10 protein-coding genes are annotated in these 12,247 nt (G+C 51.8%); 3 read left to right on the top strand and 7 right to left on the bottom strand.

Features of this window, described 5'->3' with window-relative positions:
- Positions 1-166: 166 nt before the first annotated feature.
- The 3 genes from yjiA to btsT are packed head-to-tail and all read right to left on the bottom strand — an operon-like array spanning position 167 to position 3,530.
- On the bottom strand, positions 167-1,123 hold the full coding sequence (gene yjiA, locus GFC06_RS01285; protein WP_115191028.1) for a GTPase: 957 nt from the start codon (positions 1,121-1,123) through the stop codon (positions 167-169).
- Positions 1,124-1,135: 12 nt separating this feature from the next.
- Complete coding sequence (locus tag GFC06_RS01280) at positions 1,136-1,330, bottom strand: YbdD/YjiX family protein (protein ID WP_003830038.1); 195 nt, start codon at positions 1,328-1,330, stop codon at positions 1,136-1,138.
- Between the two features lie 49 nt (positions 1,331-1,379).
- The gene (gene btsT, locus GFC06_RS01275) at positions 1,380-3,530 is read right to left on the bottom strand and encodes a pyruvate/proton symporter BtsT (protein ID WP_003830033.1); all 2,151 of its coding nucleotides are present in this window, start codon (positions 3,528-3,530) and stop codon (positions 1,380-1,382) included.
- A gap of 365 nt (positions 3,531-3,895) precedes the next feature.
- On the opposite strand from btsT, the gene tsr reads away from it, so the two are divergent.
- Positions 3,896-5,557: a methyl-accepting chemotaxis protein gene (gene tsr, locus GFC06_RS01270; protein ID WP_153689753.1), complete on the top strand. Its 1,662-nt coding sequence runs from the start codon at positions 3,896-3,898 to the stop codon at positions 5,555-5,557.
- Positions 5,558-5,616: 59 nt separating this feature from the next.
- Here the strand turns inward: tsr and GFC06_RS01265 are convergent, their stop codons facing one another.
- The 4 genes from GFC06_RS01265 to GFC06_RS01250 all read right to left on the bottom strand — a co-directional run bounded on the left by GFC06_RS01265 (position 5,617) and on the right by GFC06_RS01250 (position 9,609).
- On the bottom strand, positions 5,617-6,894 hold the full coding sequence (locus tag GFC06_RS01265; protein ID WP_080859411.1) for a TRAP transporter large permease: 1,278 nt from the start codon (positions 6,892-6,894) through the stop codon (positions 5,617-5,619).
- A complete protein-coding gene (locus GFC06_RS01260; RefSeq protein WP_080859410.1) occupies positions 6,885-7,364 on the bottom strand; it encodes a TRAP transporter small permease in 480 nt (159 codons plus the stop codon). The genes GFC06_RS01265 and GFC06_RS01260 overlap by 10 nt, the downstream gene beginning before the upstream one ends.
- 122 nt (positions 7,365-7,486) lie before the next feature.
- Positions 7,487-8,494, bottom strand: coding sequence for a C4-dicarboxylate TRAP transporter substrate-binding protein (locus tag GFC06_RS01255; protein ID WP_228522537.1), 1,008 nt, complete (start codon positions 8,492-8,494; stop codon positions 7,487-7,489).
- Between the two features lie 212 nt (positions 8,495-8,706).
- A complete protein-coding gene (locus GFC06_RS01250) occupies positions 8,707-9,609 on the bottom strand; it encodes a GntR family transcriptional regulator (protein ID WP_080859408.1) in 903 nt (300 codons plus the stop codon).
- A gap of 137 nt (positions 9,610-9,746) precedes the next feature.
- Here GFC06_RS01250 and GFC06_RS01245 point away from each other — a divergent pair, with 137 nt between their 5' ends.
- Both GFC06_RS01245 and GFC06_RS01240 read left to right on the top strand, forming a co-directional pair.
- Positions 9,747-10,769, top strand: a complete 1,023-nt coding sequence (locus GFC06_RS01245) for a zinc-binding alcohol dehydrogenase family protein (protein ID WP_153690717.1) — start codon at positions 9,747-9,749, stop codon at positions 10,767-10,769.
- 13 nt (positions 10,770-10,782) lie between these two features.
- A complete protein-coding gene (locus GFC06_RS01240; protein WP_153689752.1) occupies positions 10,783-12,228 on the top strand; it encodes a tagaturonate reductase in 1,446 nt (481 codons plus the stop codon).
- Positions 12,229-12,247 lie beyond the last annotated feature (19 nt).

Genomic DNA, 12,247 nt, shown 5'->3' with positions numbered 1-12,247 from the left:
AAAATTATATAAATATGCTAAATTAATATTCCGAGAGATATTAATAAAAACATGAATTCATCATGGGTAATGACATTAACAGACAATATTACAAACAGAAAGCGTGATGCGAGATATTTGTTTCAGAGATATTTGCTCCCTTTCACAAATAAAAGGGAGCGGCTGTTTACTTCTTCAATCCCGCAAACGCGGCTCTGATCTCGTCTTCCGGCAGGTTAATGCCGATAAACACCAGCAGGCTGTGCGGTTGTTCGTCGCCCCACGGGCGGTCCCAGTCGGCGCTGTACAGACGCTGAACGCCCTGAAACAGAAGGCGGTTTGGCTCGCCGTCAATCCACAGCATGCCTTTGTAGCGCAGCAGCTTCTCGGCGGATTCCAGCAGCAGATTTTCCATTACCCGCGACACGTCACTGATGTTTACCGGGTAATCCAGCTCGACGACGATCGAGGAGATATCATTTTGCTTATCGGCGATAAAGTGGAAGCGTGGTTTGGCGCTGACCACGTTCTCCTCGAGCATGAAACCGTTGGTATCGAACAGCAGGGAGAGGTCGATATCACCATGCGTGACGGTATACACCGGGGCGCGGGCGTTGATGCGCGCCAGGCGCTCACGCAGTTTCTCGCTTTCACCCGCCACGTCGGTTTTGGTCAGCAGGATGCGGTCAGCGTAGCCTACCTGTGACTGGGCGATGGTGAACTGGTTCATCTGCTCGTCGGCATGTACTGCGTCAACCAGCGCAATCACACCGTCCAACAGGTAGCGTTCGCAAATCACTTCATGGGAGAAAAAGGTCTGAATAATCGGGCCGGGGTCGGCCATGCCGGTGCACTCGATCACCAAACGGTCGAAATGGATGGCGCCTTTGTCGAGGTTGTCGAGCAGATCTAACAGTGCGTCTTCCAGCTCACTGGAGCGGGTACAGCAAATGCAGCCGTTGGTCAGGGTTTTGATCTGCGTGGCGCGGTCGCCAATCAGCTGATCGTCCACCGAGACTTCGCCGAATTCGTTTTCGATAACGGCAATCTTATAGCCGTGCTGCTCGTTGAGAATATGGCGCAGCAGGGTGGTTTTACCCGCGCCAAGAAAACCGGTGAGTAGGGTAACTGCAATCGGGGTCATTCATTTCTCCTTCTAACAGCAACTGCTTCCGCCGCTACCGTAGCGGGCTTCCTGGCGCTCGCGGAAGAATTCTTCGTAGGTCATGTACGGCTTATCGGGATGGTTGGTCTTCATGTGCTCGACGTAGTTGTCGTAGTCCGGAATGCCAATCAGCATCTTTGCCGCCTGACCGAGGTATTTTTTTGCCTGACCTAAAGTACCAAACATAAACAATCCTGATAAGCGAAAAGCCCCGCCGAAGCGGGGCTGAATACGGTTAGTGATGTGAAGAGGTCTTCACGCCGCCTTCCGGCACCGGTACATACGGCGTCTCTTTATCAGAGCGACCGTTGATGGCGCGGGCTTTCTGCCAGGTACGGAACCCGTAGAAAATGATGCTGTACACCACCACCAGGAACAGAATACTCAGGCCTGCGTTGGTGTAGTTGTTGACGACGATGTGGTTCATGTTGGCAATCTGCTGAGCGGTCAGTTCGCCGCCGTTAGCAATCTTCTCTTTGTACTGATTCGCCATGAAGAAGAAGCCTTCCATCTGCGGGTTGGTGCTGAACAGTTTCAGACCCAGCGCCCAGGTGGTGCAGATAAGCAGCCATACAGCCGGAACAACGGTAACCCAGATGTATTTGGTGCGCTGCATTTTAACCAGTACCACGGTGCCCAGAACCAGTGCCACGGCAGCCAGCATCTGGTTAGAGATACCGAACAGCGGCCACAGGCTCTTAACGCCGCCCAGCGGGTCAACAACGCCTTGATACAGCAGGTAACCCCACAGGCCTACGCAGCCCGCAGTACCGATGATACCCGCAACCAGAGAGTCGGTTTTTTTCAGGAACGGAACGAAGTTCCCCAGTAAATCCTGCAGCATAAAGCGGCCAGAACGGGTACCGGCATCCAGTGCGGTCAGGATGAACAGTGCTTCAAACAGAATACCGAAGTGGTACCAGAAGCCCATATCAGCCATTGGCAGCACTTTGTGGAACACGTGAGCGATACCAACGGCCAGCGTCGGTGCGCCACCTGCGCGGTTCAGAACGGACGGTTCACCGATGTCTTTCGCGGTCTGCAGGATCTGCTCAGGCGAAATGACGAAGCCCCAGGAACTGACGGTCGCCGCCGCATGTGCGGTTACGTCTTTCAACTGCGCCATAATCAACGGGGCGTTCTCGCCGCTCATTTCATGCAGGTTCGGCATGGTGATGCCAAGGCCCGCAGGCGGGGTGTTCATTGCGAAGTACAGACCCGGTTCGATGATGGACGCGGCAACCAGCGCCATAATCGCCACGAAGGATTCCATCAGCATGGCGCCGTAACCGATAAAGCGCGCGTCGGTTTCACAGGCCAGCAGCTTCGGTGTGGTACCAGAAGCGATCAGCGCGTGGAAGCCAGAGACCGCACCACACGCGATGGTGATGAACAGGAACGGGAACAGAGCGCCTTTCCACAGCGGGCCAGTACCATCAACGTACTGAGTCATCGCCGGCATTTTCAGTTCCGGGTTGAGGATAACAATCCCCACCGCCAGACCGACGATAACGCCGATTTTCAGGAAGGTAGCCAGATAGTCGCGCGGCGCGAGGATCAGCCATACCGGCAGCAGCGCAGAGATAAACGCGTAGCCGATCAGGGTAAAGGTAATGGTGGTGTCTTTAAAGGTCAGCGCCGGGCCCCAGTACGGGTCGTGAGCAATCACGCCGCCGAAGTAGATAGACGCAACCAGCAGCACAATACCAATCACCGACACTTCGCCCACACGACCCGGTCGCAGGAATCGCATGTAGATCCCCATGAATAGCGCGATAGGTACGGTTGAGCAGACGGTGAACACACCCCACGGGCTTTCAGCCAGCGCTTTCACCACGATCAGCGCCAGTACCGCAAGGATGATGATCATGATTAAGAAGCAGCCGAACAGCGCAATGGTTCCCGGGATCGGGCCCATCTCTTCTTTGATCATCTCACCCAGAGATGCGCCGTTACGGCGTGAAGAGATAAACAGCACCATGAAGTCCTGCACCGCACCGGCCAGCACGACACCCGCCAGCAGCCACAGCGTACCGGGCAGATAGCCCATCTGCGCGGCCAGTACCGGCCCAACCAGCGGACCCGCACCTGCGATAGCGGCAAAGTGGTGGCCAAACAATACGTTACGGTTGGTTGGAACGTAGTTCAGACCGTCATTGTTGATGACCGCCGGCGTGGCACGCGTCGGGTCAAGTTTCATCACCTTTTGGGCGATGTACAGACTGTAGTAACGATAGGCCACCAGATAAACAGAAACTGAGGCGACCACGATCCACAGGGCACTGATGTGCTCACCCCGACGTAATGCCACTACCGAGAGGCAGAATGCACCGATGATTCCGAGAATCACCCAGGGTATGTGCTTGAATATCTTTTTCGTATCCATAGTAAAACCTGGTATCTAATTAATAATTGGCCGAAGCCGCGTGGGTTTGATCTTGTGTTTGAGGAGGTAAATTGACTGCTATGTTGGGGGGATCTTGCCAGAGAAATACGCGCGTAAAGTAAGGTAAATAAGTGAGCGGTTATATGTCAGCTTAAGCGGTCCCAAGTGTCAGTGAGCGGTAAGCAATGGGGGAGAGTGGGGGAATTTATGTGATTGAGATCACTAATAAACTCGCTTAGCGCTTTGGCAGACGGCGTGGATCGACGAATCATCGATGCTGAGATCGATTCAACTAGCACAAATTTCATAAAGTTTTCCCTTTCCAGGCCGAAAATTCTGACATCTGTCTAGCGGAAAGAGAAAACATGTTAAAACGAATGAAGATTGTTACCAGCTTACTGCTGGTATTGGCGCTATTTGGCCTTTTACAGCTCGCCTCCGGCGGCTTGTTTTTTAACTCACTTAAGAATGACAAAGAGAACTTTACCGTTCTGCAAACCATTCGCCAGCAACAGTCTGCGCTGAACGCCACCTGGGTTGAGCTGCTGCAAACGCGTAATACCCTGAACCGGGCGGGTATTCGCTACATGATGGATCAGAACAATATCGGCAGCGGTGCGACCGTTGCTGAGCTGATGCAGGTAGCCAGCACGGCGCTGAAACTGACGGAAAAAAACTGGGCGATTTACGAGTCGCTCCCGCGCGATCCGCGTCAAAGCGAAGCCGCGTTCCAGGAGATCAACCGCACCTATGACATCTATCACGGCGCGCTGGCGGAGCTGATCCAGTTACTGGGTGACGGGAAGATCAACGCGTTCTTTGATCAACCCACGCAGAGCTATCAGGATGGTTTTGAGAAGACATACATCAACTACATGCAGCAGAACGATCACCTGTATGACATTGCGGTAGCAGATAACAACAGCTCTTACAGCCAGGCGATGTGGGTATTGGTCTGTGTGCTGATTACCGTACTGGCGGCAATTATTGCGGTCTGGTTCGGCATCAAACTGACTCTTATCTCCCCAATGAACCGTCTGATCGACAGCATTCGTCATATCGCCAGCGGCGACCTGGTGAAGCGTATTGAGGTGGAAGGTTCCAACGAGATTGGACAACTGGCGGAAAGCCTGCGTCATATGCAGGGTGAGCTGATGAACACCGTGGGTGATGTGCGTAACGGTGCCAACGCGATTTACAGCGGGGCCAGCGAGATTGCGATGGGCAACAACGATCTCTCCTCGCGTACCGAGCAGCAGGCTGCATCTCTGGAAGAAACCGCAGCCAGCATGGAACAGCTGACGGCGACCGTGAAGCAGAACGCCGAAAACGCGCGTCAGGCTAGCCATCTGGCCCTGAGCGCTTCTGAAACCGCGCAGAAAGGCGGCAAAGTGGTGGATAACGTGGTGCAAACCATGCGCGACATCGCTTCCAGTTCGCAGAAAATCGCCGACATTATCAGCGTCATCGACGGCATTGCCTTCCAGACCAACATTCTGGCGCTCAACGCCGCGGTAGAGGCTGCGCGTGCGGGCGAGCAGGGCCGTGGTTTTGCGGTGGTTGCGGGTGAAGTTCGTAACCTGGCCCAGCGTAGTGCGCAGGCCGCGCGCGAGATCAAGAGCCTGATTGAAGATTCGGTCAGCCGTGTGGATGTGGGTTCAACGCTGGTAGAAAGTGCTGGTGAAACCATGGATGAGATCGTCAATGCGGTAACCCGCGTGACCGATATCATGGGTGAAATCGCCTCTGCTTCTGATGAACAGAGCCGCGGTATCGACCAGGTCGGTCTGGCCGTTGCTGAGATGGATCGTGTGACGCAGCAGAACGCCTCGCTGGTGGAAGAATCCGCCGCCGCCGCTGCGGCGCTGGAAGAGCAGGCCAGTCGTCTGACCCAGGCCGTTGCCGTGTTCCGTATTCAGCATGACCAACAGCGCGCGCGTGACGTTGCTGCTGCTAAACCGGTTTCAACAGTCCAGCCGCGTAAAGCTGCGGTAACGGATGCCGGGGATAACTGGGAAACGTTCTAAGAGCCAGGCCCATCAGGCTATTTTGCGCTCACTCTGTGTGCCCTCTGCTGAGGGCACTTTTACAAACTGGGTAAAAAAGTGGTGAGGGCCGGAATAAACGTCACCATCAAGAGTACGACCAGGAGCGCAATAAATAACGGTATCACTTCGCGAATAAATTCTGAAATTTTGGTTCCGGTGATCGACGTTGCCACAAACATAACCGTACCCATAGGCGGTGTCAGGCATCCCACGGCTAAATTTAGGATCATCATGACACCAAATTGAATAGGATCGATTCCCAGCATTTTTACTGTGGGCATCAGGAGCGGCACCAGGACGATAATCGCCGCATTGCCTTCGATGAACATACCAAGAAATAACAGTACTGCATTAACGATCAGAAGAAACAGATAAGGATTATCTGAGAATCCTGTCATCAGGACAGCAACATTCTGCGCAATTTGCTCATTGGTCAAAATCCATGCTAATGCAGAACAGGTCATAATGATGAGCATTACACTTGCCGTTGAGCGTGCTGTTTCCAGTACAGAAGCAACGATATCTTTTAAGGTCATTTCCCGATAGAAAAGGGTTCCGACGATAATGACAAAAAGTACGGCGATAGCACCCGCTTCTGTCGGTGTGAATATACCAAAACGAATCCCGCCAATAATCACCAGGATAAGTACCAGCGCTGATGTTGCGCCTTTTCCCGCCTCCCAAAGTTCACGGACGGTTGGGCCGTGGCTTCTCGCGGGCAAATAACCGCGCTTTTTCGATATCAGGTAGATAGCAGTCATCAATGCGACACAGCACAGCAGGCCGGGAATAATCGCCGCCATAAACATCTTGCCGATAGAAACATCGGCGACAAAGCCATAAATAATTAAAGCAATGCCAGGGGGAATAATCGGCGTTATTAACGATCCTGCGGCCGTTACTGCGGTAGAGAATCCTTTGCTGTATCCCAGTTTCGTCATTTCGGGTACCAGCATTTTTGACAACATCGCACAGTCGGCGAGGTTTGAGGCTGATAGCCCTCCCATCATGGTACTCAGCAGGACGTTGGATTGCGCCAGTCCGCCAGGGTAATGACCTGAGAGAACTCCCGTAAACTTTAACATCCGGTGAGTAATTCCCGTATAGTTGAGGAGATTACCCAGCAGAATGAAAAAGGGAATTGCCAATAGCGTGACGTTTTCACCTGCGCCGATGATGCGCTGAATCGCAATTAAGGGCGATATATCACCTGCCATGAAGAAATAAATCAGAATCGCAACCAGAACGCTGATGAAAATTGGCGTGTTCAATATGAACAGAAATAGTAAAACAATACAGGCAATGGCTACTGACATGCGACCTCCCTGTTTTTCATTTTTTTAATATCTTGCCAAAGATGTTGTAGACAGAAAATGACCATGATCCCAGCTCCGGTTGGCACGGCAAAGTCAATGTATAAATAAGAAACCCCGAGGATAGGGGTTATCTTATCCTCTGCGATTAAAGACAGCTCATAGCCCAAATAACCGAATGTAGATAGCGCTATAATAGAAATAATGTGCGTGAAGAGGGTGCAGATAAGCTGTAATTTTTCGGGTAGCATTGCAGTTAATGCATCGATACTCACATGCATACGCAACCGCATGGCAGAAGCGGCACCTAACATAATGAGCCATATATAACAAATAATGAGTACTTCTTCTCCCCAGATTAGCGGAGAGTTTAGCAACCAGCGCATGAAAACGGCCAGGATTGTTATCAGTACAATTCCGCTGGTTGCAACACCGGCTAATATATCGCTAAATCTGTTGAAAAAACCGAACATAGCAATTCCTTTAAAATGACATGTTTATCAGATAGGCGCGGTATCTCTTCGACCGCCTCTCTGTCAGTTTTATCCCGGTTCTTTGGGGGTTGCGCAGGTGATAAACCTGCGCAACCTGACGGTTATTTAGCAATGATTTCTTGCGTTTTCTCGTATAGAGCGGGGGTCCATTCCGGAAATTTCGTGTAGAAAGATTTTGAAGCGTTGCGGAATAACGTGCGATCGACTTCAACAACGGTAACACCCTCGTTTTTCATTTTTTCTATCAGGCTCTTCTCTTCTTTCAGGACCAGATTTGTCAGATACTGACCTGCTTTATTACCCGAGTCGATCAACGCGATTTGAATGTCAGGTGGCAGCTTTTTGTATGTGCGACTTCCCATGACCAGATTCGTCACATTTTCGACATGCCCTGTCAGGATAAGGTATTTGGCCGCTTCATAGTGTTTTTGTCCATATAACACGGGAATTGGATTTTCTGCGCCATCAATAATTTTTAAATTTAACGAGGTATAAACTTCTGCCAGTGGGAGTGGCGTTGGCGTTGCGCCCATCGCTTTCATCCCTTCAATCTGAATACGGTTATTCGGTACCCGGATTTTCAGCCCTTGCAGATCTTCCGGCTTATTAACCATTTTGTTGGTTAACATGTGACGGGAACCATATAACCAGTCTTTCGTGATGATATGGAGTCCCTTCGCATCCAGTTTGCTTTCCAAATCCTTGTACCAGTCCGACTGATTCAACTTGAAAATATCCTGGTAATCATTACCCAGATAAGGGCCAAACATGATGCCGAAATCCGGCACATAGTCAGAGAAGAAGGCACCATCGGCCAAGGTTATCAACGGGCTTCCCAGCTTCATTTGTTCAATTACATCTTTCTTCGAACCTAACTGAGAGCTGGGATAAGGGACTAATTCACCTTTTCCGGCAGTTTGTTCACTGAACAGGCGCGCCCATTCATGAATGGCTTGATCAAAAGGTTCTCCAGGGTTGTTTTCATAAGCGACTTTTAATGTATATTCAGCCGCGGCAAAGGCAGAACCCGTAAGGGAGGCTGTTGCGATTATTGAACCCATTGCAAATGCCAGTAACTTATTTCCTTTTTTTATCATTTTACTCATCATTGCTCTCCAGTTTCGTGGGAACTGCGGAATTAATTCACATTACGATAGGGGAATGACAGTCCGGTCAGGTTGATGCTTATTTTGTTATACTGCCCAACTCGCAGGTCTATTTTCTATGTGAAGATTTAGAGCCTATTATCTCATCACCACCAGGTGGCGTTTTTTGGGTGATTTTGTGGTAGTGGTAATGCTTTATTGTTTTTAATCGGTATTTAACCAGAGGTATTAATCGAGTGAACCATGGTCTGTCTGGCTGTTTGCAGATGTTGGCGTAAAGCGGTGGTGGCACCAAAATCATTACGGCAGATTAACGCGCTAAGAATGGTCATATGCTCATTGACCGCAATAATATTCCTCTGTTTAAGATCGCTTTCATCCCATTGATAATGAAAATGAAAAATAACCGAGATTATCTCCAGCGACTGGTCAAAGAAAACATTTTCTGCCGCGCTCAGCAGTAGCGTGTGAAACTCTCTGTCCAGTGAGGAAAACATACGATAGTTGTCACCAATCGTGTCTCGCAGGGTGCGATGATGGTCAAGAAGATCGCGGGCTTTCTGCCAGCGAATGTCATCGGCTGGAAGGTTAAGGAAACGTTGTAACGCGTGCGTTTCCAGCATTTCACGTAGTTCGAACAGTTGCTCGGCATAGGTCTGATCAAACTTTTTCATGCTCCACTGACCACGTTTTTCACTTTGGATTAGATTGTAACGTCCAAATTTTAAAAGAAACTCCCGGACAACGACTGGGCTTACGCCAGCCGCGCGGGAAAGCTGTAGTTCGGAGAAACTCTCGCCTGCGCGTAGCTGACGCTGGTTGATCATGGTGAAAAAAGCCTGCTCAAAAATCCGGTTTTGCTCAGTCATGGAGGCGGTGGTACAGGCGAAGCCATCATCATGATCGGGTTTACGGGCAATGACGTAATCGCTGCCGACCTGCGTCAGCACACCGCATTCGCTGAGATGGCTCAGCATGTGGCGTACCGTGGTGCGACTGATGTTGTACATCTCGGCCAGCGCACTTTGCGATGGCAACGGTGAAGGAATATGACCGCGTGCCATATCGTCAATCATCTGGTTAATCACATTGTGACGTAAGTTCTGCGAACGACTCATGGCTCCCTCCTTTTTGAGCATTAAAACCCGATTTAAAACATTTTAATGCGTTGAGTTTCACAAGTTATGTCACCCGTTTATTTTTAGATGCTTTTTCTAGGATATCTGTTGCAACAGAAAATATGGGAGAGAATATGATGGCAACAATGAATGTCCTGGTGTGTCAGGAACCCCAAAAAATGCACTGGGAAACGCGTGAAATACCTATTCCGGGTGAGGGTGAAGCATTAATAAAAATTAAATCAGTCGGGATTTGCGGTACCGATATTCATGCCTGGGGTGGCAATCAGCCATTTTTCAGCTATCCACGTGTACTGGGTCATGAAATATGTGGGGAAATTGTCGGGCTGGGCAAAAATATACAGAATCTGAAAAATGGTCAGCAGGTGGCGGTTATTCCTTACGTGGCCTGCCAGCAGTGTCCGGCCTGTCTGAGCGGGCGCACTAACTGCTGCGAGAAGATTTCGGTGATTGGCGTGCATCAGGATGGCGGCTTCAGCGAATACCTGTCCGTACCGGTCACCAACCTGTTGGATGCGCAGGGAATTGATCCGCAGGCGGCGGCGCTGATTGAGCCTTATGCCATTAGCGCGCATGCGGTACGCCGGGCGGCGGTGGCTCCGGGTGAGCAGGTGCTGGTGGTCGGTGCCGGTCCGATTGGTCTGGGCGCAGCGGCGATTGCCAAAGCCGATGGCGCACAGGTGGTGGTCGCCGATACCAGTCCGGCTCGTCGGGAGCATGTGGTTTCCCGGTTGGGGCTCCCGGTTATCGATCCGTCTGCTGAAGATTTTGATGCGCAGTTGCGTGACCAGTTTGGCGGTTCGCGGGCGCAAAAGGTCATTGATGCCACGGGCAATCAGCATGCGATGAACAACACGGTGAATTTGATTCGCCATGGCGGCAGTATTGTTTTCGTTGGGCTATTCAAAGGCGATTTGCAGTTCTCCGATCCGGAGTTCCACAAGAAAGAGACCACCATGATGGGCAGTCGCAACGCCACACCGGAAGATTTCGCCAAAGTGGGCCGCCTGATGTCGGAAGGCAAACTGACCGCCGACATGATGCTCACGCACCGTTACGCGTTTGCCACACTGGCAGAAATCTACGAACGGGATGTGATTAACAACCGTGAGCTGATTAAAGGCGTGATCACGTTCTGAGAGGGTAAATGCGATGAAGACATTGAATCGACGTGATTTTCCGGGGGCAAGCTACCCAACGCGCGTGATCCAGTTTGGTGAAGGGAATTTCCTGCGAGCGTTTATCGACTGGCAACTGGATATCCTCAACGAGCAAACCTTTCTGAACGCTGGCGTGACCATCGTTCGCCCGATCAATACCGATTTTCCACCGTCGCTGAATACCCAGGACGGGTTGTACACCACGCTTATTCGCGGTCTAAACGCGCAGGGCGAAGCGGTGAGCGAGGCGCGGCTGATCCGTTCAGTGAATAACGAAATCAATCCGTATCAGGACTTCGCGGCGTATTTGGCGCTGGCCCACAATGCGGATATTCGCTTTGTGTTTTCGAATACCACCGAAGCCGGAATTAGCTATCACGCGGCAGACCGGGTCGATGATGCGCCGCCGGTAAGCTTTCCGGCTAAACTGACACGTCTGCTGCTGGAGCGTTTTAATCATTTTGAGGGCGCAGTGGATAAGGGCTGGGTCATTATCCCGTGCGAGCTTATCGACTATAACGGTGAGGCGCTCAAAACGCTGGTACTGCAGTATGCGCTGGACTGGCAGCTTCCCCCGGCGTTTGCCGACTGGGTGGCGACGGCAAACACCTTCTGTTCCACGCTGGTCGACCGCATTGTCACCGGCTACCCGCGAGAAGAAGCCGCCGTGCTGGAAGCTACGCTTGGCTATCACGATGCGTTTCTCGATACCGCGGAGCATTTTTACCTGTTTGTGATTCAGGGGCCGCAGTGGCTGGCCGAGGAGCTGAAGCTGGCGCAGTGCCCGCTGAACATACGGGTAGTGAGCGATATCAAACCGTACAAAGAGCGTAAGGTCGCCATTCTCAATGGCGCGCATACGGCGTTGGTGCCGGTGGCCTGGCTGTGTGGCCTGGAGACCGTCGGCGAAGCGATGCAGGATGCCGATGTCCGCCATTTTGTCGAGCGGGCGATTAGCGAGGAAATTATACCGGTATTGGATCTCCCGGCGGATGAACTGCGTGAATTTGCCGACGCGGTGAGCGGGCGTTTTCAAAACCCCTACATCCGTCACCAGTTGCTTTCCATTGCGCTTAACGGGATGACCAAATTCCGTACCCGAATTTTGCCGCAACTGCTGGCGGGCCAGCAAAATGGGCGCTGGCCCGTGCGGTTAACGTTCGCCCTCGCGGCGCTGCTGGCGTTTTATCGCGCAGAGCGGGAGGGAGAACGCTATCCGATACAGGATGATGAGCAGTGGGTTAGCCTGTATGCCAGTCTGTGGCCGCGAGTTGGCAAAGATTTAACGCTGCGTGAACTGGTGGATACTGTGCTCGGCGATGCGGCGCACTGGGGTGAAGATTTGACGTTGCTGCCCGGGCTTGCCGGGCAGGTGACGGCAAACCTGGAAATGATTCTGGTGCAGGGTATGCGCCAGACAGTGAAAAGTCTGGAATAAGGTTGCCATGCAGCGCCCG

The organism is Citrobacter braakii, from assembly GCF_009648935.1.
GTDB lineage: Bacteria > Pseudomonadota > Gammaproteobacteria > Enterobacterales > Enterobacteriaceae > Citrobacter > Citrobacter braakii.
Note: the sequence above shows the minus strand (reverse complement) of the source record. Positions and strands in the feature narration are given on the sequence as shown.